The following is a 25,005-nucleotide window of genomic DNA, read 5'->3' as shown; positions in this document are numbered from 1 at the left end:
CTGCTACCTCTCGCCGTTCCGGTCTCTGACCCAAGTTGACCACAGCAGCTTCTGCCAGAAGCAGACCCTGCCTGGCAGAAAGTGCTGTGGTCAACTCCCGTCACGGCCGGATGTTCAGCACGCCCGTGCCCGCGCCGGACAGCACGGCGGCCCTCGCCTTCCCTGGGGACAGCGCGGTGTACGCATACGGGACCGTGAAGTCCGTGGTCGAGCTCAGGTGCTCGTGGGCCGTCTCCTCGAAGGCGTTGTCCCGCAGGTTCCAGGATCCGCCCGTGTCGGAGCCGTACCACCAGCCGACCGGGCCCTGGATCTGGCCCGTCTCGCTGTCGACGTTGCCGCTGCCCGTCCGGAAGAAGTAGTTCCCCTCGACCAGGACCTGGGCGCCGTCGCGGGCATTGATCGCCGAGGTGGCGATCGTGTCGAAGTAGTTGTTCAGCACGTGCACGTGCGCATACCGGATCAGCGGGACGCGCGTGTTGACGTGTCGGAAGTGGTTGAACGCGTAGGTGATGTTGTCGGGCGCGAGCGACGGTTCGTCGTCGTGTCCCACCAGGGACGTCTTCCAGTGGTCGTGGATGTAGTTCCACGAGATGGTCACGTACGCGGAGTTCCGCTTCACGTCGACGAGGCCGTCGTAGTAGTCCTCGTCGGCCGCCAGGTCGCTGTAGAGCTCGTTGTGGTCGACCCAGATGTTGGTCGAGTGGTCGGTGATGCTGACGGCGTCCTTCTCCCCGGTGTCGACGTGGTGGATCGCCAGGTTCCGGATCACGACGTCGTGCGACCGCGTGACCGTGATGCCGACACCGTCCAGCTCGCCGCTCGTCCCGACGCCGAGGATCGAGACGTGCTGCACATCCTTCACGTCGATCGCGTCCTCCGAGAGGTTCTCGTCGGAGATCGTGGTGTCGACATAGATGACGAGGCCCTCGTCGGTGCCGCGATCCCGCTGCTCGTCGAGGAGCGCGTAGAGCGCGTCGCCGGCTCCGCCGTAGGTGCCCGCCACCTCGGAGAGCACGTACTCATGGGCGGTGGCCGCACCGTGGCCACCGGCCGTGCCGCCGTTCATCGACGCGTAGCCCACGGGCGTGGCTGCGGCCGCCGCCTCAACAGCGGCCTTTGCTGGTGCGGCTTCAGCCGACGACGACTCGGAGGCACTCGGGCTCGGGCTGGCCGTGGCGGACGCCGCGGCGCTCGGGCTCTTCTCCGACGACAAGGACGCCGGCGAGGCCGAACTGTCCAGCCGCGGGGCCGACCCACCGCCGTCGGCGATGGTGTCTGCGAAGGTCGGCGCGAGAGCGGCGGCGGCACCCAGCACGGCCGCGATGCCGGCGACGACAAGGATGAGCCAGCGGGGACGCAAGCGGTCCGCGAGTGATGCCATGGGGTCTTCCCTGTCCTGGGAGTGGTCGAGGGAAGGCCGCGGGGGCGTGCCACCCTCGGCGTGATGGCCTGACCCTGGCGTTGTTCGTGCAGGTCGTCAAGCCTTCAACCACTCCAGTTTACGAAGCCCCCGAAGCACGCGACACGGCGCATGAGCTCCGCGGTCTCCGCGTCGCCCGGGACATCGTCCTCGGACGCCGCTGCCTACTTTCCGCGCCACCACCTCATGCGGCAAGAATGTCATGACCCACACCCGCGACCGCGAGATCATGGGCCCATGCCCTCACCCGTCCGCCCCGGCCTTCCGGTCACCCCCGCGCTGACCATCCCCCGGGCCGAGCTCACCGAGCGGTTCTCCCGCTCTTCCGGCCCGGGGGGCCAGGGCGTGAACACCACGGACTCGCGCGTCGAGCTGTCCTGGGACGTCGGCCGCTCCGCCGTCCTGAGCGATACGCAGCGCCAGCGCGTCACGGACCGGCTCGCGGAGCGGCTCGTCGACGGCGTCCTCACCGTCGTCGCCTCGGAGCACCGGGAGCAGCGGCGCAACCGCGACGCCGCAGCGCGGCGCATGGCCGCCCTCGTGGCCGACGCCCTGGCGCCTGCCCCGCGGACCCGCCGCGCCACGCGCGCCACCCGCGGTTCGCAGGAGCGGCGGCTGACCGCCAAGAAGCAACGATCCGCGACCAAGCGGCTGCGCTCGTCGAAGCCCAGGCGCGAGGACTGAACCCTGTCGGCGGAGAGCGATACGATCCCGACGCCATGATCCGCACCGATTCCTCCGCGCTGGCCGCGGCCCTGCAGACCGCCCTGCCCGACGGTGCCGTCCTGACCGACGACGCGGCCGTCGAGCGCTACGCCCACGACGACGCCGAGTGGGCCGACTACGCGACGCCCGCCGCCGTCGTCCTCGCCACCAGCCTCGGTGACGTCGTCGCGACGGTGCGGATCGCCGCCGAGCACGACGCGCCCGTCGTGCCGCGGGGCGCCGGCACGGGCCTGTCCGGCGGGGCGAACGCGATGGCCGGCTCCGTCGTCCTGTCGCTGGAACGCATGACCCGGATCCGCGAGGTCAATGTCGCGGAGCGCTACGCCGTCGTCGAGGCCGGAGTGCTCAACGACGACCTGCGCAGGCACGTGGCCGAGCACGGGCTCTGGTATCCCCCGGACCCGGCGAGCCAGGCGATCTCGACGATCGGCGGCAACGTCGCGACGAACGCGGGCGGGCTCTGCTGCGTCAAGTACGGCGTCACGCGCGACTACGTGCTCGGGATGACGGCCGTGCTCGCCGACGGCTCGGTCGCCCGGCTCGGCCGGACCACCGCGAAGGGCGTCACGGGCTATGACCTGACGGGGCTCCTGGTGGGTTCCGAGGGCACGCTGGGGATCATCGTCGACGTGACGCTGAAGCTCCGCCCGCTCGGCGGCCGCGAGGACCGGGCGATCGTGGGCTGGTTCCCTTCGCTGGCCGACGCCGGCAACGCCGTGGCCGCCGTCTCGGCCGCGGGCATCGTGCCCGCGGCGCTGGAGCTCATCGACAGCACCTGCCTGCGCGCCGTCGCCGACTGGCAGGAATGGACCCTTCCCGAGGGCGCGGCCGCCCTGCTCCTCGCCAAGGTCGACGAGCCCGGAGGTGCGGGCGAGGCCTTGGCGGGGCAGGTTGCCGCCCTCTTCGAGGACGCGGGCGGCACGCATGTGGAGCGCGCCTTCGCGGCGGACGAGGTCGACCGGCTCTTCCTCGCCCGTCGTCTCGCCTACCCGGCGCTCGAACGGCTCGGCCCCGTGCTCACGGAGGACGTCTGCGTCCCGCGCGGCGCCGTGCCCCAGATGCTCAGCCGCATCGAGAGCATCGCCGCGGAGGCCGGCGTCGTGATCGCCAACATCGCGCACGCCGGCGACGGCAACCTGCACCCGCTCATCATCGCGCCGGAGGGCGACGACGCGGCCAAGGCCCGCGCGAAGACGGCGTTCGAGCGCATCGTCGACGAGTGCCGGGCGCTCGGCGGCACGGTCACCGGCGAGCACGGCGTCGGCCTGCTCAAGCTCGCGGGCGCGGCGGCGGAGCTCAGCCCCGTGACGCTGGCGATGCACCGGGCGATCAAGGACGCGCTGGACCCGCGCGGGCTCCTGAACCCGGGCAAGGCGTTCCCGGGCTGAGAGGTCACAGCAGCTTCGCCGTGAACAGCGAGTCCCCGTGCACCTCGTCCGGTTCGACGCGGCCGGTCTCGACGAACCCGAGCTTGGTCAGTACCCGGCGAGAAGCACCGTTCCAGTCACGGACCGTCGCCCACAGACGCCGGTATCCCGACCCCTGCGCCCAGCTCAGGACCGCCCGCGACGCCTCGGTCGCGTATCCCTGGCCCCAGTACCTGCGCAGCAGCTCGAACGCCAGCTCCGGCTCGTCCTGCGGTACGAGCGTGTTGGCGATCAGCCCGCAGTAGCCGATGACGTCGCCGGACCCCTTGCGCTCCATTGCCGGCAGCCCCAGAGAATCGGACTGCGACCAGTTGCGGATCCAGTCCTCGACGTCCTCGACTGTAGGCCGCCCCTCGGCATCGATCCGACGGTGCGGAGGAACACGAGGATCGCGCTCGGTCCACATCTCGCGCTGGACAGCCGCCTCCGACACACGCCAGGGCCGCAGGAACAGTCGGTCGGTCTCGAGCACGATCTCCCGCTCGCCCGGTGTGGGGTGGTTCATCGCGGCGACGCTACCAGGCCTCGTCGGCGACGATACAGATCCGGCTCAAGCGACCGGCCGCACCTGTTCGCGGAGGGTGTCGGGTCTCAACGGGCCTCGAGTACGAAGAAGAGGAACGACACGAAGGCGGTCCGCTCTCCGCTCGCGATGCGTGGCGGAAGGAGTTCGGCCGGTGTGTCCGGGGACGGCGGGGGCTCGGCTATCGACGCGATCTGGAACCCTGCGGCGGTGAAGTCGTCGCTCATCGCGTGCAGGGGGCGGTGCCAGAACGTCAGCGTGCCTGGCTGGCCCGCGAACTCGAACTCGTCCGAGAACTGCCGGACACCGAAGTAGCCCTCGTCCGGGAAGAGCAAGGGGCGCGCGAGCGGGTGGTTGACGGAGAGGATGAGGCGGCCGCCGGGCCTGAGGACCCGGTGCAGCTCGGCCAGCGGCGGCTGCCAGTCCTCGAGGTAGTGCAGGACGAGGGAGGCGACGACGTCGTCGAAGGCGTCGTCCGCGTAGGGCAGCGGCTGCGCGAGGTCTGCGACGGTCAGCGGGACGTCGTCGCCGAGCCTGCGTCGGGCGAGCTCGATCATCCCGGGGCTGCCGTCGAACCCGGTCATCTCGGCGCCCCGGTCACGCAGCTCGGCGGACAGCCAGGTCTCTCCCGGGCGTGCCGCGATCGCTAGCTCGCGACCGGGATCTCTGCGATGTCCCGCAGGGCCTGGTCGCTGGACATGAGGTCGGCGATGTGGCCCAGCCGCTTCAGCGTGCGATCCGGGATCGGGATCTCGTACTCGCAGAGCACGAGGGCCACGTAGTCGAGCGCGAGCCCGTAGTCGCCGGCGTCGAGGTAGCCAGCGGCGATCTCGGCATCGACCGACGCGAGCTGGTCCCCGACGTCGCCGAGCACGTCGCGGATCGTCCGCTCCAGGTACGCGAAGTACTCCGTGCGCCACCCGCCGTCGGGCTCGTCGAACAGGTCCTGCGTCCGCAGCATCGGGTCCTGCCACCGGTCGAAGTACCGGACGACGGCGTCGTGGTCCGTCGCGTCGACCGCGAGCCATTCGCCGGCAGCGAGCCGAGTGAGCGCGGCGCACCACTGGGGGCTCGCGATACGAGGATGGTCGGCGACATCGGTGAGCTCGGCCCACAGGATGTACGCCCCCGCGCCGTGCTCGGCGGTGTCGATCACGCCGCCCACGATCTCGCCCATCGCCTCCAGGCCGAGCTCGTACGGGTCGCTGGCGGGCGCGTGGACTCGCTGCGAGATGCCCGTCATAACCTCGTACAACGCGCGGTCGGGCGCTACAGATGACACCGGCCGAGCCTAGCGGTCGGCGGGCGTCCGGCCGGACAGGCGGCACCTACGATGAAGCGTGCCCATCCGACGCGCCGTCCCTGACCACGCTCATGCCCTCGCACCGCTGCTCGGCGAGCTGGGGTACCCGACCTCGGCCGAGGCCGTGGCCACCCGGTTCGCACGCCTCGCCGACAGCGAGAACGACCCCGCGTGGGTGGCGGTCGACCCGGACGACGAGGAGGTCCTCCTCGGATTCGCTGCCGGACACCTCTTCTGGCCCTACGAGCTCGATGCGCCGGTGGCCGAGCTGACCGCCCTCGTCGTCACCGAACGGCGCCGTGGCACTGGATCCGGCCGGGCGCTCGTCGCCGCCTTCGAGGAGTGGGCCAAAGCCGCGGGCTGCTGCCGTGTCACCGTCGCGTCGTCCGTCCGACGCACCGGGGCCCACGCCTTCTACGAGCGGCTCGGCTACGAGCAGCTCTCGAAGAAGTTCGACAAGCAGTTCTGACGGCGCCGGGACGACGTCGGCTCCGCGCGTCCGTCACTCCCCCAGCCGCGCCTCGATCCAGGCCCAGCTCACCCGCGCGCTGGCCGCCGGGTCCATGGAGGCCCGGTCGACCTCGACGATCACCCAGCCGTCCCACCCGTCCGGCAGCGCCGCGAGCACGGCGTCGAGGTCCATGTCGCCGAGCCCCGGCTCGCGGAAGAGGCCGCGGTCGACCGCCGCGTTGTACGACGTCGGTGCGGCGCGGCTGGCCTCCGCCACCGTGAGGTCGAGGTCCTTGATGTGCAGGTCGACCAGCCGGTCGGCATGCCGCTGCAGCATCCGCACCGAGTCGATCCCCGCCCACGCCAGGTGCCCGATGTCGAACGAGGCGCCCAGCAGGGACGGCGGGATCGCGGCGAGGACGCGCTCGATCTCCTCCTCGGTCTCGATCCACGTGCCCACATGGTTGTGCAGCCCGGCGCGCACGCCCTCCTCACGAAGGACCTCCGCGGCAGTGCCGAGGACGTCGATGAGCCGGTCCAGGCGGGAGCCGTCGAAGTCCGCCCCGACCGCCGTCTGCTCCAGCGTGCGCCGGGTCCCTGGCGCCCAGCTCATCTCCGGCGAGAGGAAGACGGTGCCCAGCCCGAAGTAGTTCGACTCCTCCGCGATGCGGCGGATGCCGTCATACCAGCGCACCTGCTCGGCGCTCCCCGGGGCCAGCAGCACGCCGTAGTCCTCCGGCAGCGCGACGCTCGCGTAGCCGGGCGCCAGCACCAGGCCGGCCTCGCGCGCCATCCGCTCGTACGACTGCAGGGTCTGGGTGTCGAGCAGCTGCATCATCACGGCGGCGAAGCCCGCGTCCCGCACCTGGGCCAGCACGCCGGGGTAGTCGGCCCGGAAGGCCGGGTCGGCGAAGAGCCAGAGGTCCTCGCTGTCCGGGTCGGACGGGTCGGCCTTGATGTTGACCCACTGGATCGGGTTCAGTGCCACCCGGTCGGCGCGCAGCGTCATGCGATCCCCTCCGTGTCTGCCGCAGTATCTGCCGCAGTATCTGCTCCAGTACCTGCTCCAGTACCTGCCGCTGTGTCTCCCGCGACGGCGCCCTGGCGAGCGTTGTACACGGTCAGCGCCTCCGCGTCGACTGCCGCGCGATAGTTCCGGAAGACGCCGAGCGCCTCCTCCCGGAGCACGTCCCGCACCACACGGATGCCGCGGCGCTCGAACTGCTCGGCCCAGTCGGCGCCGAGCGGGCCCTCGTCGAACGTGGTGATCTCCTCGAGCTCCGGCCCCTCGCCCGCGACGACCAGGGTGCGCACGCCGGACCACATGGCCGCGCCGTAGCACTGGATGCACGGCCGCCAGTTGACGACGAGCTCGTGCGCGGGCTGCCCTGCGCCGCCGAGGTCCCACGTCGCCCGCCGCGCCTGGGCGAGCCCCAGCGCCACGACCTCCGCGTGCCCGCTCGACACCCCGCTCGCGAGCACGACGTTCACGCCCACGGAGACGATGCGGCCGGTCTCGCTCTCGGCGACGAGGGCGGCGAACGGGCCCCCGTTCCCCTCGCGCCAGTTGCGGTCGGCCAGGCGATGCACGAGCCGCATCCGGTCGTCCACCTCCGGGATCTCGCCCGGCACGTCGGCGAGCTCGTCCCGCACCCACGGGGGCAGGGCAATGCGGTATTCGGTCGAGATGTCCTGCGCGAGCATGATCGTCATCCTCTGGTCAGTTCGCCTGGTCAGTCTGGCGAGGTAGTTGGCCGGCGTACCGCCCCGCGACGGCCCGGGCAGTACGGACGGCGGTGATCGCCCCCGTGAGCGTGGTGTTCGCCGCAACGGGAGTCGGCACCGCCCCGGTCCCGGCGACGTAGAGGTTCTCGAAGCCCCAGACCCGGCCGGTGGTGTCCGCGACGCTCGTGCCGTCGTCGTGCTCCCCGACCCGGACGGTGCCGGTGAGGTGCAGCGAGGACCCGGGCACGAGCAGCGCCCGCTCGGTCTCGGGGTCGAACGGCCCGAACAGCTCAGCGATCTCCTGGACCTGGGCCAGCGCGCGGTCGATGAGCTCGCTGTCGGCCGGGGAATACCCGAACTCGATGGTGATCCGGGGCATGCCCGCCGCGTCCGTCTCGGTCTCGGAGAACACGAGCCGGTTGGCCGGCCGCGACTCCACGGGCGAGTAGAACGACAGGCCGACCGAGTGAGCGAGGGGACGCCCGGCGGCGTCGACGTAGGTCGTGTTCATGATCTGCCCGTGGAACGGCTGGTCAGGCCCGTTCTGCGGGATCCAGAGCGAGTCGGTGCAGAACTCTCCGACCCGGGGCAGCGGGAGCGTGGCGAGGTCGAGCCCGAACCGGTCGACGTCCATGAGGACGCGCCCGGTGATGAACGCGTGCTCGTTCAGGTAGCGCCCGAGCGCCGACGGCCGGATGCCCGAGGCGAACAGCAGCTGCGGCGTCCGCAGGGCGTCGGCGCACACCACGACGGTGTCCGCGAGCAGCTCCTCCTCCGTCCCGTCGGCAACCCGGCGGACCCGGGCGCCCCGCACCCGGCCGCCGCCGCCGTCACCATCGCCGTCACCGTCGACCAGAAGCTCCGTCACGAGGACGCCCGTCAGGAGCTCGAAGCGCTCGTCGCCCCCAGACGCGATCGGCGGGAAGATCACCGAGGGACCAGTGCGGGCCAGCGGCCCCTCGGCGGCCGGGGCGACCGCCATCGGCATCGGCTGCGGCGCCCGGTCGTCCGGCCCGACGCCGGCGAGGTGCTCCCCCAGCACGTCGAGCACGACCTGCCCGGCCTTGGTCGGGCCGATCGGGGACGGATGCACGCCCAGCACCCGGCGCGCGGTCCGCAGGTCGTCCGACCAGGCGGCAGGGTCGCCGCCGTCGAACACCTCCGGGCCGGCGGGCCACGGGGTCGCCGCCGTCCAGTGCACGCCCATGCCGCCAGCGTTCCACGCGATCGCGGCGCCCGGCATCGCCTCGGCGTCCTCCCCGAACGCGAGCGCGTGGAACATCCCGGGCTGCAGCTGGTCGGCGTCGCCGACGGGCTCCCGCTCGACGTCGGCCCCGGTGTACATGCCCTGGATGCCGCTCGCGACGCGCTCGTTGTAGCGCTCCCAGAGCTCGGGGTCGGGCACGTCGTGCAGGTGCAGGCCGGGGGTTTCGCCGATCGCCGTGCCGGCGTCGACCATCCGGATGCGAACGCTGGGGTCGGCCTCCCGGAGCAGCCGGGCGACCGTCGATCCCATGATGCCGCCGCCGACGATCAGGACGTCGGCGCTAGGCGAGTGCGTCAAGTGCTACTCCTCTTTCGATGCGTAGGTGTCAGAAGTACAGGTCACGCGGGTGACCCGTACGTCTGACAGGTCGTCATGCGTGCTGCACTATCGGGCCGAACAGCGTGGTGTCCATGCGGTCCAGGGCGAACTTGAGCGCCCCGATCAGCGGCCCGTCGGGGCCGAGCGAGGTGGCCCGCAGCTCGATCCCCGGGGTGCGCGCCGCGCGCATCCGCTCCCGGACGCGCGGCAGGAGGACGTCCGCGGCGTCCTCCATGCCGCCGCCGAGCACGATGAGCGAGGGCGCGATGGTCCAGGACAGGGTGGTCAGGACCGTGGCGATGTGCTCGACGAACACGTCGACCTCGGCCAGGGCGGCCGTGTCCCCGGAGCGGGCGGCGTCCACCCGCGAGAGCGCGAACCTCCGGTGCTCCTGGACCGGGGAGGTGAGCCACGCGATGGGGTGATCGTCGATCGACCCAACCGACATCGACACGGCCTCGACGATCTCTCCCGCCGCGCCCTCGTGACCGCGGTGCACCGTGCCGCGGATGAGGATGCCCACGCCCGCGCGGTTGCCGAGCTGCGCCCAGACGACGTCGTCGTGGTCGCGGGCCGACCCGCGCCAGCGCTCGGCGAGGGCGCCGAGGTTGGCGTCGTTGTCCGCGAACCACGGGATGCGGATGCGGCTGCCGAGCTCGGCGGGCAGGTCGACGCCCTCCCAGTGCTGGGTGAAGACCAGCCGCCGCACGACGCCGTCGGCGTCGATCGCGCCACCGCTCGCGACGGCGCCCGCGCGGAGGCGCTCGATGGTCCCGCCGGCGTCCACCAGGGCCTCGCGCACGAGGTCGGCGGCGTCGTCGAGCGTGGACCGCGGGTCGTGGTACTCCCGCAGCGCGCGCCGGGCCCTGCCCAGGATGTTCCCCCGGACGTCGGACACCACCGCCGCACCCTCGAGAGTGTTCACCCGCACCGCCGCGAGCAGGGCGTGCTGGGCGCGCAGCTCGAACCGCCGCGGCGGCCTGCCGGCTCCGCCGGTGACCGGCACCCGGGCGAGCTCGGCGACCCAGCCCGCGTCCACGAGCGCGTCGAGGATCAGCTCGATGGTGCGCCGCGACAGGCCGGTCCGCTCGGCAAGCGCCGTCATCGTCATCGCCTCGGCGGAGACCGCGAGCGCCCGCAGCGCCGCGGAGGTGTTGACCCGGCGGATGCCGCTCTGGTCCAGCCCCACGGCCGCGGCGGTCATTTCAGCCCCGTGGCGGCGACGCCCTGCACGAAGTAGCGCTGCAGGAAGAGGAACAGCACGAGCACGGGCAGCATCACCACGATGGCGCCGGCGAGCATGAGCCCGTAGTCGGTGATGTTGTTCGCGGCGCGGCTGGTGGCGGCCAGCCCGACGGGCAGGGTGTAGGTGGAGGTGCTCTGGGCCACGACGAGCGGCCAGATGAAGTTGTTCCACGCGGCGAGGAAGGACATGATCGTGACGGTAGCGAGGGCGGGGCCCGCTAGCGGCAGGAAGATGCGGAAGAAGATGCGGAACTCTCCCGCGCCGTCGATGCGCGCGGCCTCGAGCAGCTCGTCCGGGACGGCCCCCGCGTACTGCCGCATGATGAAGATCGAGATCGGCAGGGCCATGGACGGCAGGGCGATGCCGGTGAGGGTGTCGACGAGACCGAGGTTCATGGTGACGACGAACTGCGGGACGAACGTCGCGGTGTAGGGCACCATGAGCGCGGCCATGACGGCGCCGAAGGCAAGCTTCTTGCCCGCGAAGTCGAACTTGGCGAGCGCGTACCCCGCCGCGGACGCCGCGACGATGTTGCCGCCGACGACGATCGCGGCGACCACCACGCTGTTGGTGAGGTAGGTGCTGAATCCCTCCGTCGCGAACAGGCGCACGAAGTTGTCGAGGGTCACCTCGCTCGGCAGCCAGGCGCCGGGGTCCGCGCGGATGTCGTCCAGGCTGCGCAGCGAGCCGCTCACGACCCAGCCGAAGGGCAGCAGCGTGAGGCCGGCGATCGCCACGAGGGCGGCGTACAGCAGTGCCTCCGGCACGCGGACCCCTCGTGGAGCGAGGCGGGAGCCCCGCTCCACGAGGACGTCCGGGCCGGTCATCTCAGGGGGCGCGACGACGGTCATGCGCGAGGTGGTCATGCGCGAGGCCTCAGCAATCTGAACTGGATGATGCTCACGACGGCCACCAGCACGAGGATGACGAACGACGCGGCGGACGAGAGCCCGAACTGGCCGAACCCGAACTGGTGGTACGTGTAGAGGGCCACCGACTCGGTGGAGCCCAGCGGGCCGCCGTCGGTGAGCAGGTACGGCTCGTCGAACACCTGCAGGTAGAACACGGTCAGCAGCACGGAGACGAGCAGGATCGTCGGGACGAGCAGCGGCGTGGTGATGTGCCACAGCCGGCGCCACCACCCCGCGCCGTCCAGGGCCGCCGCCTCGTGCACCTCCTCCGGCACACCCTGCAGCCCCGCCAGGAACAGCACCATGGCGATGCCGAAGTTGCGCCAGACGCCGAGCAGGATCACCACCGGCATCGCCAGGTTCGGGTCGCCGAGCCAGTTCGGGCCGGCGAACCCGAGGTTCGCGAGCACCTCGTTGACCGTGCCGTTCGTGTTGAACGCGTACTGCCAGATCAGGGCTACCGCCACGACATTCGTCACCACGGGGGCGAAGAAGATCGTCCGGAGGACGCCGCGCGGCCGCCGCACCCCCTCGTTCAGCGCGAGGGCGAGCGCGAACCCCAGCAGCATGGTCAGCGGGACCCCGACCAGGACGAAGATCGCCGTGTTCCCGAGGTCGCGGACGAACCGGTCGTCGGCCAGCAGCCAGGCGTAATTACTTAAGGCCACGAAGTTCACGGCGAACGGGTTGCGCAGGTCGGTCCCGCGCAGGTCCGTGAGGCTGAAGCCCAGCGCCGCGACGGTCGGGACCGCCGTGTAGACGACGAACACCGCGAGGAACGGCAGCAGGAACAGCCAGGCGATCAGGGTGCGGCGGTGAGCGCCGAGTCGCTTCGCACGCCGCGAGGGCCGTGCGCTCACCGCCGTGCCCGGCGAGATGGTCGTGGTCACGGGCGCCCCTACTCGCCGGTGCCCAGGCTCTCGGCGAACGACTGGATGGCGGTCGCGGCCTCTTCCGGCGTCTGCTTGCCCTTGGCCACCGCCTCCGACTCGACGCCGAGCTGCGTGGCGATCTGCGCCCACGTCTGCACCTGCGGGTACGTCTGCGTGTTCTGGAGCTGCTCGAAGTAGGCGTCCAGGAGCGGCTGGTCCGCGATCGCGGGGTCGTCCCACGCGGAGCTGACCGCGGGAAGCGAGAAGTAGGCCTCGAACTGGGCGACCTGCGTCTCGGGCTCGGCGAGCTGCCGCAACAGCTTCCAGGAGGCGTCGGCGTTGTCGCTATCGGCGAGCACGCCCCAGCTTCCGCCGGCGATCGCGCCGACGCCGCCGCCTGCGCCGCCCGGCAGCACGGCCGTCGCCACGTGCTCCTTCGTCCAGCCCTTCTTACCGGCGACGTCGTCGAGCTGCCCGATCACCCAGGGGCCGGTCATCATGGCGCCCGTCTTGCCCTCGACGAAGTACGGCTGGGCGTCGAGGAAGCCGGGCGCGTCGGGGTCGGCGATCCCGGAGGTGAAGAAGGACTGGTTGTACGTCAGCGCGTCGACCATCTCCGGGGTGTCGAGGGTCCACTCGGCGCCGTCGTCCGACATCGGCTGCCCACCGGCCTGCCACAGGTACTGCGTGACGTCCTGACCGTTGTAGACGTCCCAGCCGACGTCGGCGCCCAGGCCCTTGTCGGCCCCGCCGTCCTGCAGGCCCTGGAAGAACGGGACGACGTCGTCCCACGTGGTCGGGGCCTCGACGCCGCCCGCCTCCGCGAAGTCGGAGCGGTAGACCAGCGCGTAGGTGTAGGCGTACCAGGGGATCGAGTAGGCGACCCCGTCGACGACCCCGGACTCCCACGCGCCGGGGAAGAACGAGGCGCTGTCGACGAGCCCGTCGGGCACGGGAGCGAACGCGTCGCCCCCGATGAACTGCGCCTGGGACTCGGTGTAGAGCTGTGCGATGTCGGGCCCGCCGCCCGCGGCGACCGCCGACTGCAGCTTGGTCGTGTACTCGTCCGCCGGGATGAGCGTGACCTTCAGGTCGAGGTCCGGGTTGTCCTTCTTGAAGGAGGCGAGGACGTCGTCGAGCGCCGTCGCGTCGCCGTCGGGCGCCCACAGCTCGACGGTGCCGGTGGCGGGTCCGTCGTCGACGCTGGCAGACGCGGCGGACGACGCGGGTTCGGTGCTGCGGCCGCAGCCGGCGAGCACGAGGACGGCGGCAGCGGCCGCGCCGACGGCGAGCCGGGCCGTCAGGTGTCGGGAGAGTTGCACGGTGACTCCTATCGCGAGAGCCCGGAGCGGGCGCGCCACCGGACAGCATTGTGCTGACTAGTAGCGAATTCGAACCCACTCGTTGTGCGTCCACTCATGAAGGTAGGGACGGCCCGTTTCGGCGGAATGACGCCGGAGTGACGAATAATTTCGGCGTAAGTAGCGGAATTCTGGCCTCAGGACTACGTGCGGGACCCGCTTCTCCCCGGCGCCCGCTCGTAGCCGGCGAGCTGGATCGTGAGCTCCGCGCGGCCGCCGGTGAGCGACCGCAGGTCGAGGACGTAGCGGCTCAGCTCCGCCTCCGGGACCGTCGCGACCAGGCGCGCGCGGCCGTCGTCGGCCAGCTCGGTCGCCGAGACGCGCCCGCGCCGCCCGGACAGGTCGGTGAGCACAGCGCCCTGGTGGTCGGGCGGGACGGTCACGGTCACCGTCGCCACGGGCTCCAGCAGCACGGTCCCCGCCTCGGCAAGCGCGGCCCGGACGCCCGCGGCCGCCGCCGTGCGGAACGCCATGTCGGAGGAGTCCACGGAGTGCGACTTGCCGTCGTACACCTCGACGCGCAGGTCGACGACGGGGTGGCCCTGTGGCCCTCCGGCGGCCATGGCGTCGTGCGCCCCCTTCTCGACCGCCGAGATGTACTGCCGCGGCACGGCGCCGCCCACCACCGAGTCGACGAACTCGAAGCCGCCCTCGCGCAGCGGGGCCACCCGCAGCTGCACGACGGCGAACTGGCCGTGCCCGCCCGACTGCTTCTTGACCTTGCCCTCGGCCTGCGTGGCTCGCACTATCGTCTCCCGGTACTCCACGGGCACCGGCCCCGTCTCGGCATGGACGCCGAACACGCGCGCGAGCCGCTCGATCGCGACGTCGAGCTGCGTGTCACCGAGGCCGCGCAGCACCGTCGCCTCGCCCACCCGCTCGACGACGAGCGTCGGGTCCTCGGCGACGAGCCGGGCCAGCGCCGCCGGCATGCGCTCGTCGTCCGACTGCGACGCGGGCACGAGCGCCGCGGCGTAGACGGGCTGCCGCGGCGGCGGCAGGAACGGCCGCGCCCGGCCCGACGGCCGCGACCAGAGCAGCGTGCCCGACGGCGAGCCGCCCAGCTTGGCCGCGGCGCCGACGTCGCCCGCGGCGAGCTCCCCGACCGGGATGTGCTCCTTGCCCTGCAGCCGGAACAGGCCGTGGATGCGCTCGTCGGTGCCGGTGGTCGCGTTGCGCAGCCGGTCGGACGTGCGCACGACGCCGGAGAGCACCTTGAGCATCGAGACCTGGCCCACGAAGGGGTCGACCATGGTGCGGAAGATGTGCACGAGCGGCTCCCCCGACGGGTCGGCGGCGACCGCGACGGTGCGCCCCGGGTCGCCGTCGGCGCTGTCTCTGGCGCTGTACCTGGCGCCGGCTTGTGCGCTTCCGGCGCTGCCGTCGGCCGCGCCCGAGCCGCCGCCCGAGCCGACAACTATGCGGCTGTCCCGCTCCGCCGGAGCGGGCGCCAGCTCGCACAGCAGGTCCGTCAGCCGGTCGACGCCGGCGGCGGTCACGCCCGAGGCGACCGCGACCGGCACCGCCTCGCCCGTGGCCACCTCGCGCGCGAGGTCACGCTCGAGGTCGGCGGCAGCCGGCTCCTGACCCGACAGGTACGCGTCGAGCTGCTCGTCGTCGTGCGACACGAGCTCCTCGATCACGTCGACGTGCATCCGGTGCTCCTCGTCGACGGCCTCGGGCGGCAGGTCCTCGTCGTGGTGGCGGCCGGCGTCGTCGTACACGAGGGCGCGATCGCCGAGCACGTCGGCGATCGCACCGAACGACTGCTCCTCGCCGAGCGGCAGCTCGATGGGCCACAGGTGCTCGCCGAACGCCTCGCGCAGCTCGGCGAGCACGCGCCGGAAGTCGGCGCGGGCCCGGTCCTCCTGGGTGACGACGACGACGCGCGGCACGCCGAGCGCCTCCGCCGTCGCCCACGCGGTCCGGGTGCCGGGCTGCACGCCGTCGACGGCGCTGACGACGACGAGCGCGAGGTCCGCCACCGACAGGGCCGTGTCAGCGGCGCCCGCGAAGTCCGGGTGGCCCGGCGCGTCCGCCAGGGTCAGCGTGCGCACGGCGCCGTCGGGACACGTCCAGGTGAGCGTCCCGAGCGCGAGGCCGAGCGAGATGCCCCGGGCGACCTCCTCGGGCTCGTGGTCGCTCACAGTGGTGCCGTCCTCCACGCGGCCCGCGCGGGGGATCGCGCCGGCGCGGAGCAGCAGCGCCTCGGTGAGCGTCGTCTTGCCCGCGCCCGATGCGCCGACGACGGCGATGGTCCGGTGGGTCGTGGGTGCCGCGTCCATGAGGCCTCCCAACATGGGGTCTACCCGACATGGGGTCTACCCGACATCATGGCGCGCCGGGCGGCGAGAATGCACCCCCAGGAGCTAGGTAGGACTGCTACGGCTCCCGGACGATGCGGGGCACCGAGCGCCGACTCCCGGCTGAGCGCCGTCATCCAGGACGGGACGGTCGTCACGTCGGGTGATTAATCGGAACACGCTGGACAAAACCCCCGAGCAGGGTGAGCATCAATGCATGAGCGACAATGACGACGCTGTGACAGGCATAGCTCAGCCCGCGCCCGACGCTGAAGCCGGCATGCGGGCGGGCGAGACGTATCGCCATTTGCGACTCATGTTGGTGACGCTGACGGCGCTCCTGTTTCTTTCGATCCTGATCGTTTCGTTCACCGGACAGCTCGAGGGCTCCATCAGCGCTTACTACCTGGGCCCGATCCGAGACATCTTCGTGGGTGCCATGGTGGGCACTGCCGTCTGCCTCATTGTCTATCGAGGCTTTCCACCGTTCGAGGACTACACCCTCAACGTCGCCGGTTTCTACGCGATCTTCGTTGCCTTTGTGCCGACCGGTCTCACGGAGACCCTTGCCTCCCTCGAGGCCCAGGATCAAAAGGCGGCGATAGACGCGCTTCGCGTCACCATCGGCGTTGTCATCCTGATCACCATAGCCTTCGTACTCGTGGAACAGCGTTTTGGTCAATGGACGATCCCCGGCCTGCTGGACCAACAGGCAACCAAGTGGGTGCTCATAGGAACGAACGTGCTCGGCGCGGCGTTTCTCGTTCTCGTCATTGTCAACGGATTCGTGGACGACAGCTTCAAGTGGATCCATCTTTCCGCGGCCATCCTGCTCTTCGTGAGCCTGGCGGCGGCCGTGGCCAGCCACGCCTGGCCGGGTCCCTTCGGCGGAAGCGGGCCAGGTGTCAGCACCTATCGCACGATATTCTTCCTGATGCTCACAGGGGTCCCGATCGCCTTGGTCCTTGCGGCCCTGCACTCGCCGTACACGGTGATCGTGCTCGAAGCATGGGAGATCGGCCTCTTCTCAGCATTTTGGATCCTGGAGGCGAAGCGCACGTGGCCGGCGGCCCCGAATAACTAGAGCGTCGCCTCTTCCGGGACCGAGCCGTCATCCTTTTCGTCGTCCTTGCCGCGGGTCGCGAAGGCCAGCGCGTCAGTCGCGATGGCAACCAGAGCGAACACTGCAATCAAAACGAGGACGACGATGACGATCTCGAACACGCGAGGCCAGTCCGTGAGAACCCCGATAATCGCGAACATCTCACACGACAGCGCGAAGGGCACCAGATATCCAAAGGCCCCGCTACGGATGCTGCTCACGGAAGCTCTGAGGTACAAGCGAGCTAGGTGGAGCCTGTACAGCCCTTCGTGATCAACCCACCGGAACACCTCGATCGCATATTCTCGATCGAGCCCCGCGCTCACAAGCTGGGTACCATCTCGTTTCAATCGCGACAAGCAACACAAGGACTGGTATTACCTGAGCCGATAAACTATAGAAATCGTTCAGGTCCTCTGGACGCATCTCGCCATGCTCCCGTACCAGCAATGCCGACGTCCAGGTCGCAGCCCAGGGCGCCTGGTCTGCGGTGCGTCAGCGGCTGAGCTCGATGAGCGCGAGCAGCGCCTGGCCATAGGCGTCTGCGGGCTCCGGGTCGGCATAGACATGCGACCGCCCGAGCGTCTCGACCTCGACCTCGTAGACGCCGTCGGTCCGGCGCAGGGCGCGGAAGCTGGAGCGCAGGAGGGCTCGCAGCTGGTCCTCGCGCGGCAGCCAGAGGGCGTCCTCGATCGCTACGGAGTCGAGCGCCCACTCGGTGGTCCCGTTGAAGCCGAGGATCGTGCCCGTCGGGAACTCGTGCGCCTCGATCGTCATCGTGCTCACGGTGAAGATGTCGGCCGCGAGCTCGGGCGCGGCGATGCGGAACTGGTCGCCGTCGACCGGGTTCCAGACCAGGCCGGCGTCACGCAGCTTCGCGGCAAGCTCGGTGGAGATCATCTACCCATTGTCAGACATCGGGAACACAGCACTCACCAGGCGAGGGCTCGCCTGTCCAGAAAGAACTGTCCGGTTGGTCCGGTGCCCGGCAGCGTGGCGAGCCAGACCGGCGTGTCTGCTCCAGCTTCGACCGGTCGCTCCGCGTCGGGGCTCATGTCGGTCCGCGTGTACCCGGGTGATGCGGCGTTGACCAGGATGCCGGTGCCATTCAGCTCGATGGCCAGCGTCCGGGTGAGCATGTTGAGCCCGGTCTTCGAGATGCGGTAGGCGGGGGAGGTCGACGATCGGGTCAGCTCGAGCGATGCCATCGTGCTGCTCAGGTTGACGATCCGGCCGTAGCCGCGCGCCCGCATCGACGGGACGACCTCGGCGCAGCACCGCCAGGCGCCGAGGAGGTTCGTCTCCAGGGTGCGCCGGATGCGCGTGAAGTCCGGCGAGGACGGCCGGTGCTCCGCGCCGTCGACCGCGATACCAGCGTTGTTCACGAGCACGTCGATCCGGCCGTGCTGCTTCCGAACGTGCCGGAACGCCGCCTCGACCGATGGCCCGTCCACGACGTCGAGGCCCAGGCCGCTGACCTCACCGGTGCACGAGGCGTCCAGTGATCGGGCCTGCTCGTCAGCGCGGTCGGCGTCCCGGGCCGTCAGCACCACGTGGTAGTCGAGGCCGGCGAGCTGCCGGCAGATCTCGAGCCCGATCCCCCGGTTTCCCCCGGTGACCACCGCCACCCTTCGCGCGATGCTCATCGGCCGACCAACCCCGCGTCTTCCTCGATCTGCCGAACCTGGACGTCGTCGAGCAGGCCCTTGCGCACAGCCAGGTCAAGGACTCCCCCACCAGCCGAGCCCACCTCGACGGCGAGCTCGCTTGCCCGCGCGTAGCCGAGGACCGGGCTGAGGTGGGTCACGGTGACGAGGGAGTCCGGCAGGAGGTTCGCCAGGTGCTCGCGGTTGACGGCGATGCCACCGACGCAGCGCGTGGCGAGAGCACGCACGGCCGCGGCGAGGTGCGCCGCACCATCCAGCAGCGAACGCGCGATGACGGGCCCGAACGCGTTGAGCTGGAGCTGCCCGGCCTCCGCCGCGAGCGTCACGGTCAGGTCGTTGCCGATGACCTCGAACGCAACCTGGTTGACGAGCTCCGGGATGACCGGGTTGACCTTGCCGGGCATCATGCTCGACCCCGCCTGGACCGCCGGGAGACTGATCTCGTGGAGGCCCGCACGCGGGCCCGAGCTCAGCAGCCGCAGGTCGTTGCAGATCTTGGAGAGCTTGACGGCCGTCTGCCTCATGACGCCGGACAGGTGGACGTAGGCCCCGGTGTCCTGGGTGGCCTCGACGAGGTCGGCCGCCGAGCACAGCTCCGCGATGCCTGTGATGCTCCTCAGCTCCGCCAGGGCGTAGACCCGAAAGTCGGGGTGCGCGTTGAGCGTCGTCCCGATCGCGGTCCCTCCCAGGTTCAGCTCGCACAGCTGCCGGCGGGCGCCGGCCAGCGCAGCTCTCTCCTTCGCCAGCATGCCGGCGAAGGCGCCGAGCTCCTGGCCCAGCGTCATCGGGACGGCGTCCTGCAGCTGGGTGCGACCGAGCTTGACGGTCGTCGCGAGATCCTCCGCCTTGGCGGCGAAGGCCCGCTGCGCGAGCCCCAACGACTCCTGGAGGTCTCCCGCGGCTCGGTGCAGCGCAAGCTTGACCGCCGTGGGGTAGACATCGTTCGTGCTCTGTCCGAGGTTGACGTGCTCGAGCGGGTGCACGACGTCGTACGCGCCCCGGTCCCGCCCGAGTCGTTCGAGGGCGACGTTGGCGATGACCTCGTTCGCGTTCATGTTCGTCGAGGTGCCGGCCCCACCCTGGAGGGGATCGACCACGAACTGGTCGTGGTGCTCACCCCGGCGCACCTGTTCGCAGGCGCCGATGATCGCTGTCGCGATCCTCGGGTCCAGCCGCCCGCACCGGCGGTTGGCCGCGGCCGCGGCCTGCTTGACCGCCGCCAGCGCCTCGACCAGCAGCGGGTAGCGCGCGAGCGTGTCACCGGTGACGTCGAAGTTCGCCAGTGCCCGGGCGGTGTGGACCCCGTAGAGCGCCGAGGCGGGTACGGCGTAGCCGCCGAGCAGATCGCGCTCGAGACGAACCTCGTCGGCGAGATCACTGCCGGTACTCATGCGCGCCCGACTGTCGTCGCGAGAGCGTCCAGGCAGTGGCGCGTGATGGCGTCCGCGACCTCGGTCGTCGTGGCTGTGCCGCCCAGGTCCGCCGTACGGACGCCCTCTGCCAGTGCCGACTCGATGCCGTCGACCAGGATCTGGGCGCCGAGGGGCTCGCCGAGGTGCTCGAGCATCATGGCTGATGCCCAGATCTGACCCACCGGGTTCGCGATGCCCCGGCCGGCGATGTCGGGCGCGGAACCGTGCACCGGCTCGAACATCGACGGGTACTGGCGCGGCGGGTTCAGGTTGGCGCTCGGGGCCACACCGATCGACCCGGCGACGGCGGCCGCCAGATCGGAGAGGATGTCGCCGAAGAGGTTCGACGCGACGATGACGTCGAGCGTCCGGGGCTTGAGCACGACCCGCGCGGCCAGCGCGTCGATCAGGACGCTCTCCAGCGTCACGCCAGAGCTCGCGTCGACACACTCCCGGACGACCTCGTCCCAGAACGGCATCGTGTGGATGATGCCGTTGGACTTGGTCGCGGAGACGAGGCGTCCCTGGCGCCGGCTCGCGAGGTCGACGGCGTACGTCGCGACCCGCTCGATCCCGGTCCGGCTGAACACCGCCTCCTGGATCGCCGTCTCCTCCGGGCGCCCGCGGTAGACCCGGCCACCGATCTCCGAGTACTCCCCCTCGACGTTCTCCCGGACGACGACGAGGTCGAGCTCGTCCAGACCGGCGATGGGCGAGATCACGCCCGGGAGGATCCGTATCGGGCGCAGGTTGACGTACTGCTGGAACTCCCGGCGGATCGGGATCAGCAGACCCCAGAGCGTGACGTCGTCCGGGATGTCGGGAGCGCCGACCGCACCCAGCAGGATGCCGTCACCGGTGGCGAGCTGGTCGAGGCCGTCCACCGGCATCATCCGGCCGTTGGCACGGTAGTGGTCCGAGCCCCATTGCCGATCCCGCCAGGTGACCGTGAAGCCCAGGGCGGGAGCGATAGCGTCGATGCAGGTGATCGCCGCGGGCATGACCTCCTGGCCGATCCCGTCGCCGGCGATCACGTCGACGGTGTACGCGCGCGGGCCGCTCATGGCCGCACCGGGATCGAGATGTACTTGGTCTCGAGGAACTCGTCGATCCCGATCCGGCCGCCCTCACGCCCGAGGCCGGACTGCTTGACGCCGCCGAACGGCGCCGAAGGCGTCGAGACGACGCCGGTATTGATGCCGACCATGCCGACCTCCAGGCGTTCAGCCACGTTGAGCGCGTTGTCGAGGTCCTGGGTGGCGACGTACCCGACCAGGCCCCATTCGGTGTCGTTCGCCCGGCGGATCGCGTCGTCGAGGCTGGTGAAGGTCTGGATCGCGGCGACGGGCCCGAAGATCTCGGTGCGCGCCAGCGCGCTCCCCGGGTCGGTGCCCGTCAGGACCGTCGGCTCCGCGAAGTAACCGGGTCGGTCGGGGCGACCGCCGCCGACGAGGACCGACGCACCGCGGTCCACGGCCTCGTCGACCAGCGCGCGCACCTTCTCGCAGCTGGGCTCGTCGATCAGCGGTCCGACGTCGACTCCGTCCTGCGTGCCGTCGCCGACGGTCAGGGCGCCCATGCGTTCGGCCAGCCGTCCCGCAAACTGCTCGGCGACGGTCGTGTGCACGAAGAACCGGTTGGCGGCCGTGCAGGCCTCGCCCATGTTCCGCATCTTCGCGTCGAACGCCGCGTCGACCGCCCGGTCGAGGTCCGCGTCCTCGAGCACGAGGAACGGCGCGTTGCCGCCGAGCTCCATCGAGGTGCGCAGGACACTTCGGGCCGCCTGGGCGAGCAGGAGCTTGCCGACCTCGGTGGACCCGGTGAAGGACAGCTTGCGGATGATCCCGCTCTCCAGCATCGGCGTGACGACGTCCGCGGCGCGGCTGGTGGTCACGACGCTGAGCACGCCGTCCGGGAGGCCGGCCTCGGCGAGAATCTCCGCGAGCGCCAGCGAGCAGAGCGGCGTCTGGGGAGCAGGTTTCAGGATGCTGACGCAGCCTGCTGCGATCGCCGGGCCGAGCTTTCGGGCACCCATCGCCAGCGGGAAGTTCCACGGGATGATCAGCAGGGAGGGACCGACCGGCTGCCTGACCTGCAGGTTCCGCGCGGCCCCGTCGGGGCGGTGGGCGTAGCCCCCGTCGATCCGGACCGCCTCCTCGGCGAACCAGCGGAAGAACTCCGCGGCGTAGGCGACCTCGCCGCGCGCAGCGGCCAGCGGCTTGCCCATCTCGAGCGTCATGAGCAGCGCCAGCTGCTCGGTGCGCTCGACGGTCAGCTCGAAGGCGCGGTAGAGGATCTCCGACCGCGTCCGGGCGGAGGTTCGGGCCCAGGACTCCTGGGCCCGCTCGGCCGCTTCCAGGGCTGCCAGTGCATCCTGCGCGCCGGCGTCGGCGACCTCCGTGAGCACCTCTTCGGTGGCGGGGTTGATCACCGGCATCCGATCCCTGTTCGCGGCGGGCACCCACCTGCCGCCGAGGAAGAGGTCTCGGGGCACGCCCGCCAGCACCTCGGTCACGTCGTTGGTCGCGCGTTCTGCGGCGACTTCTGTCCGGGTCATTTCTGTCTCCTTCTCCGCGCTCAGTTGAATGCCGCGGCGACGGCGTCGTGGGTGATGGTTCCGGCTCGGGTGTTGAGGCCGCTCCGCAGGCCCGGGTCGCGCTCGAGCGCCTCGTCCACGCCGAGCCCGGCGAGGCGGCGCACGTAGGGCAGCGTCGCGTTCGTGAGCGCCCGGGTCGACGTGCGCGGCACGGCGCCTGGCATGTTGGCCACGCAGTAGTGGGTGATGCCGTCCACCACGTAGGTCGGCGCATCGTGGGTGGTGGGCCGCGACGTCTCGAAGCAGCCTCCCTGGTCGATGGCGACGTCGATGAGGAGTGCGTCTGCCTTGAGCAGGCCGAGGTCGCCCCGAGTGAGGAGCTTCGGCGCCGCCGCTCCGGGTACGAGCACGGCTCCGATCACGACGTCGGCGTCGCGGAGCGCGGTGATCGCCGGTCCGCCTGCCGACTGCAGGACGTGCGCGGAGCTGCCGAAGAGCTCCTCGAGCTCGCGCACCCGGCGCGACGAGGTGTCCAGGATCGTGACGTCGGCCCGCATGCCCACGGCGAGCGAGGCTGCCTGGGTGCCGACCACTCCCCCGCCGAGCACGGTGACCTTGGCGGGCGGGACGCCGGGCGAGCCCCCGAGAAGCAGGCCGGGTCCACCGTACGGATGCATGAGGTACTGCCCGGCGGCGTGAGCGGCAAGGCGCCCGGCGACCTCGCTCATCGGCTTGAGGAGCGGCAGCTCGCCGCGGTCGTCGACGACCGTCTCGTAGGCGATGGCCGTGACGCGGTTGTCGAGGAGCGCCTGGGTCAGCGGTCGGTCGGCGGCCAGGTGCAGGTAGGTGAAGAGGACGCTCTCCTCACTCAGCAGGCCGTACTCGGCGGCCACGGGCTCCTTGACCTTGACCACCAGCTCTGCCGCCCAGGCGTCGTCGGTGCTGACGATCTTGGCCCCGGCCCGTTCGTAGTCCTCGTCCGGGATACCCGATCCGACGCCGGCGCCGCGCTCGACGAGCACGTCGTGGCCGTCCGCGACCAGGGCGCGTGCCCCGGCGTCGGTCAGCGCCACGCGGCGCTCCGCGGGCTTGATCTCCCTGACCACTGAGATGCGCATGGATTCTTCTCCTAGTGCTGGTAGGCGTCGAGCGCCTGGGTGATGGTGCCGGCGATCAGCTCGACCTCGTCCTCGGTGGTGACGAAGGGCGGGCAGATCTGCAGCGTGTTGTCGTGGATGACCCGGATCAGGACTCCGGCGTCCGTGCAGGTCTCGGCGATCGCGTCGCCACTGACGCCGTCGTGCAGGTGGATGCCCGCCATGAAGCCCGCTCCGGAACGCACTTCCTCGACGAGCTCGTGGTCGCGCAGGGGCTCGACTGCCTTCGCCAGCACGGTCTCGAGCCGGCCCGCCTGCTCGACCAGGCCCTCCTCGTCGATCACGTCCAGGTTGGCGAGGGCTACCGCGCAGGCCGTGGCATGACCGGAGTACGTGAGGCCGTGACGGAAGATCGGCGCGTCCGCGCCCTCGAAGAACCGCTCTGAGATGCGTGGCGACACGAGGACCCCGCCCAGGGGGGCGTAGCCGGAGGTGATGCCCTTGGCCATCGTGACCATGTCGGGCTGGATGTCCCACCGGTGCGACGCGAACTGGTGGCCGGTCCGGCCGAAGCCGGTGATCACCTCGTCGGCGATGAACAGGATGTCGTGGCGCCGGCAGAGGTCCTGCAGCCCCTGGAGGTAGCCCTCGGCGGGGCCGATGACACCTCCCGTGCCGATGACCGGCTCGGCGATGATCGCGGCGATGTTCTCCGGGCCGATCTCGGCGACCGACCGCCGGACCGCCGCGATGTCGTTGGTGGCGACCCGCGCGGTCTCCGGGACCAGCGAGGAGGTGCCGTAGCCGTCCCGGTTGTACTGCAGGCCCGCCACGCTGGTGCCGTAGGCGTGGAGCCCGTGGTAGGCGCCGACGCGGCTGAGGATCATCGTCTTCTCGGGACGATCCTCGAGCTGCCAGTGCCGGCGGGCCAGCTTGCACGCCAGGTCGACCGAGTCGGAGCCACCACTGGTGAGCATGACCTTGGCGCCGGGCACCGGCCCGAGCTCGGCGAGGCGGTCGGCGAGGAGAAGGGCCGGCTCGTTCGCGAAGCGACCGAACGTGTGGTAAGTCTCCAGCTTCCGCATCTGGTGGTACGCGACGTCGGCGAGACGAGCTCGTCCGTGGCCGATGTTCGCGTGCCACAGGCTGGCGGTGGCGTCGAGGAGACGCTGACCCGTCGAGCTCACCAGCCACGCACCCTCACCGCCCGTCAGCACGAGTCGCTTGGCCCGTGCGGTCGGCATATGAGCCTGGGGGTTCCAGAGCGCGTCGCCCGGAAGTCTTGTCGTGACCATGTGCGCAACTGTAGGACAGTTGCGCTGTAATGCACAAGAGGCTC

Annotated in this window: 24 protein-coding genes; 4 read left to right on the top strand and 20 right to left on the bottom strand. The window is 70.9% G+C overall.

The window, feature by feature from the left end; translation table 11 throughout:
* Positions 1-100: 100 nt before the first annotated feature.
* Positions 101-1,381 (bottom strand): polysaccharide lyase family 1 protein, encoded by a 1,281-nt coding sequence (locus ACFT2C_RS20340; protein ID WP_377208890.1) that lies wholly within the window; start codon positions 1,379-1,381, stop codon positions 101-103.
* Positions 1,382-1,657: 276 nt separating this feature from the next.
* Between ACFT2C_RS20340 and arfB the strand changes: the two genes are divergently transcribed.
* Complete coding sequence (arfB, locus tag ACFT2C_RS20335; RefSeq protein WP_377208889.1) at positions 1,658-2,104, top strand: alternative ribosome rescue aminoacyl-tRNA hydrolase ArfB; 447 nt, start codon at positions 1,658-1,660, stop codon at positions 2,102-2,104.
* Between the two features lie 35 nt (positions 2,105-2,139).
* A complete protein-coding gene (locus ACFT2C_RS20330; protein ID WP_377208888.1) occupies positions 2,140-3,534 on the top strand; it encodes an FAD-binding oxidoreductase in 1,395 nt (464 codons plus the stop codon).
* A gap of 4 nt (positions 3,535-3,538) precedes the next feature.
* Here ACFT2C_RS20330 and ACFT2C_RS20325 read toward each other — a convergent pair whose 3' ends face one another.
* The 3 genes from ACFT2C_RS20325 to ACFT2C_RS20315 all read right to left on the bottom strand — a co-directional run bounded on the left by ACFT2C_RS20325 (position 3,539) and on the right by ACFT2C_RS20315 (position 5,378).
* Positions 3,539-4,078 (bottom strand): GNAT family N-acetyltransferase, encoded by a 540-nt coding sequence (locus ACFT2C_RS20325; RefSeq protein WP_377208887.1) that lies wholly within the window; start codon positions 4,076-4,078, stop codon positions 3,539-3,541.
* Between the two features lie 86 nt (positions 4,079-4,164).
* Positions 4,165-4,713 carry a class I SAM-dependent methyltransferase gene (locus ACFT2C_RS20320; RefSeq protein WP_377208897.1) on the bottom strand — a complete coding sequence of 183 codons (549 nt, stop codon included), beginning with the start codon at positions 4,711-4,713 and terminating at the stop codon, positions 4,165-4,167.
* Positions 4,714-4,742: 29 nt separating this feature from the next.
* Positions 4,743-5,378 (bottom strand): hypothetical protein, encoded by a 636-nt coding sequence (locus tag ACFT2C_RS20315; RefSeq protein ID WP_377208886.1) that lies wholly within the window; start codon positions 5,376-5,378, stop codon positions 4,743-4,745.
* Positions 5,379-5,436: 58 nt separating this feature from the next.
* On the opposite strand from ACFT2C_RS20315, the gene ACFT2C_RS20310 reads away from it, so the two are divergent.
* Positions 5,437-5,868 (top strand): GNAT family N-acetyltransferase, encoded by a 432-nt coding sequence (locus ACFT2C_RS20310; RefSeq protein WP_377208885.1) that lies wholly within the window; start codon positions 5,437-5,439, stop codon positions 5,866-5,868.
* A gap of 33 nt (positions 5,869-5,901) precedes the next feature.
* Here ACFT2C_RS20310 and ACFT2C_RS20305 read toward each other — a convergent pair whose 3' ends face one another.
* From ACFT2C_RS20305 to ACFT2C_RS20270, 8 genes are all read right to left on the bottom strand, one after another.
* Complete coding sequence (locus ACFT2C_RS20305; protein ID WP_377208884.1) at positions 5,902-6,858, bottom strand: sugar phosphate isomerase/epimerase family protein; 957 nt, start codon at positions 6,856-6,858, stop codon at positions 5,902-5,904.
* Positions 6,855-7,553, bottom strand: a complete 699-nt coding sequence (locus ACFT2C_RS20300) for a nucleoside deaminase (RefSeq protein ID WP_377208883.1) — start codon at positions 7,551-7,553, stop codon at positions 6,855-6,857. The genes ACFT2C_RS20305 and ACFT2C_RS20300 overlap by 4 nt, the downstream gene beginning before the upstream one ends.
* A 16-nt stretch (positions 7,554-7,569) precedes the next feature.
* On the bottom strand, positions 7,570-9,138 hold the full coding sequence (locus ACFT2C_RS20295) for a GMC oxidoreductase (RefSeq protein ID WP_377208882.1): 1,569 nt from the start codon (positions 9,136-9,138) through the stop codon (positions 7,570-7,572).
* 73 nt (positions 9,139-9,211) lie between these two features.
* Positions 9,212-10,363 (bottom strand): ROK family protein, encoded by a 1,152-nt coding sequence (locus tag ACFT2C_RS20290; protein WP_377208881.1) that lies wholly within the window; start codon positions 10,361-10,363, stop codon positions 9,212-9,214.
* The gene (locus ACFT2C_RS20285; RefSeq protein WP_377208880.1) at positions 10,360-11,271 is read right to left on the bottom strand and encodes a carbohydrate ABC transporter permease; all 912 of its coding nucleotides are present in this window, start codon (positions 11,269-11,271) and stop codon (positions 10,360-10,362) included. The genes ACFT2C_RS20290 and ACFT2C_RS20285 overlap by 4 nt, the downstream gene beginning before the upstream one ends.
* Positions 11,268-12,206 carry a carbohydrate ABC transporter permease gene (locus tag ACFT2C_RS20280; RefSeq protein WP_377208879.1) on the bottom strand — a complete coding sequence of 313 codons (939 nt, stop codon included), beginning with the start codon at positions 12,204-12,206 and terminating at the stop codon, positions 11,268-11,270. The genes ACFT2C_RS20285 and ACFT2C_RS20280 overlap by 4 nt, the downstream gene beginning before the upstream one ends.
* A gap of 8 nt (positions 12,207-12,214) precedes the next feature.
* Complete coding sequence (locus tag ACFT2C_RS20275) at positions 12,215-13,510, bottom strand: extracellular solute-binding protein (protein ID WP_377208878.1); 1,296 nt, start codon at positions 13,508-13,510, stop codon at positions 12,215-12,217.
* A gap of 182 nt (positions 13,511-13,692) precedes the next feature.
* Complete coding sequence (locus tag ACFT2C_RS20270; RefSeq protein ID WP_377208877.1) at positions 13,693-15,834, bottom strand: elongation factor G; 2,142 nt, start codon at positions 15,832-15,834, stop codon at positions 13,693-13,695.
* 235 nt (positions 15,835-16,069) lie between these two features.
* Here ACFT2C_RS20270 and ACFT2C_RS20265 point away from each other — a divergent pair, with 235 nt between their 5' ends.
* Positions 16,070-16,936, top strand: a complete 867-nt coding sequence (locus tag ACFT2C_RS20265; protein WP_377208876.1) for a hypothetical protein — start codon at positions 16,070-16,072, stop codon at positions 16,934-16,936.
* On the opposite strand, the gene ACFT2C_RS20260 is transcribed toward ACFT2C_RS20265, so the two are convergent.
* The 8 genes from ACFT2C_RS20260 to ACFT2C_RS20225 all read right to left on the bottom strand — a co-directional run bounded on the left by ACFT2C_RS20260 (position 16,933) and on the right by ACFT2C_RS20225 (position 24,961).
* On the bottom strand, positions 16,933-17,175 hold the full coding sequence (locus tag ACFT2C_RS20260; RefSeq protein ID WP_377208875.1) for a hypothetical protein: 243 nt from the start codon (positions 17,173-17,175) through the stop codon (positions 16,933-16,935). The genes ACFT2C_RS20265 and ACFT2C_RS20260 overlap by 4 nt on opposite strands.
* A 274-nt stretch (positions 17,176-17,449) precedes the next feature.
* The gene (locus tag ACFT2C_RS20255; RefSeq protein ID WP_377208874.1) at positions 17,450-17,854 is read right to left on the bottom strand and encodes a pilus assembly protein CpaE; all 405 of its coding nucleotides are present in this window, start codon (positions 17,852-17,854) and stop codon (positions 17,450-17,452) included.
* 32 nt (positions 17,855-17,886) lie between these two features.
* Positions 17,887-18,600: an SDR family oxidoreductase gene (locus tag ACFT2C_RS20250; protein WP_377208873.1), complete on the bottom strand. Its 714-nt coding sequence runs from the start codon at positions 18,598-18,600 to the stop codon at positions 17,887-17,889.
* Positions 18,597-20,012, bottom strand: coding sequence for an aspartate ammonia-lyase (locus ACFT2C_RS20245; RefSeq protein WP_377208872.1), 1,416 nt, complete (start codon positions 20,010-20,012; stop codon positions 18,597-18,599). The genes ACFT2C_RS20250 and ACFT2C_RS20245 overlap by 4 nt, the downstream gene beginning before the upstream one ends.
* Positions 20,009-21,097 carry a tartrate dehydrogenase gene (locus ACFT2C_RS20240; protein WP_377208871.1) on the bottom strand — a complete coding sequence of 363 codons (1,089 nt, stop codon included), beginning with the start codon at positions 21,095-21,097 and terminating at the stop codon, positions 20,009-20,011. Before ACFT2C_RS20240 ends, ACFT2C_RS20245 begins: the two co-directional genes overlap by 4 nt.
* Positions 21,094-22,590, bottom strand: a complete 1,497-nt coding sequence (locus ACFT2C_RS20235) for an NAD-dependent succinate-semialdehyde dehydrogenase (RefSeq protein ID WP_377208870.1) — start codon at positions 22,588-22,590, stop codon at positions 21,094-21,096. The genes ACFT2C_RS20240 and ACFT2C_RS20235 overlap by 4 nt, the downstream gene beginning before the upstream one ends.
* A 20-nt stretch (positions 22,591-22,610) precedes the next feature.
* Entirely contained in the window at positions 22,611-23,687 is a 1,077-nt protein-coding gene (gene ald, locus ACFT2C_RS20230) for an alanine dehydrogenase (protein WP_377208869.1), read from the bottom strand.
* A gap of 11 nt (positions 23,688-23,698) precedes the next feature.
* Entirely contained in the window at positions 23,699-24,961 is a 1,263-nt protein-coding gene (locus tag ACFT2C_RS20225; protein ID WP_377208868.1) for an aspartate aminotransferase family protein, read from the bottom strand.
* Between the last annotated feature and the right edge of the window lie 44 nt (positions 24,962-25,005).

Origin of the sequence: Promicromonospora sp. NPDC057138 (genome assembly GCF_042670845.1) — a bacterium.
Taxonomy (GTDB): Bacteria; Actinomycetota; Actinomycetes; order Actinomycetales; family Cellulomonadaceae; genus Promicromonospora.
The sequence above is the reverse complement of the archived record's forward strand: the minus strand, read 5'-3'. Positions and strand labels throughout refer to the sequence as shown.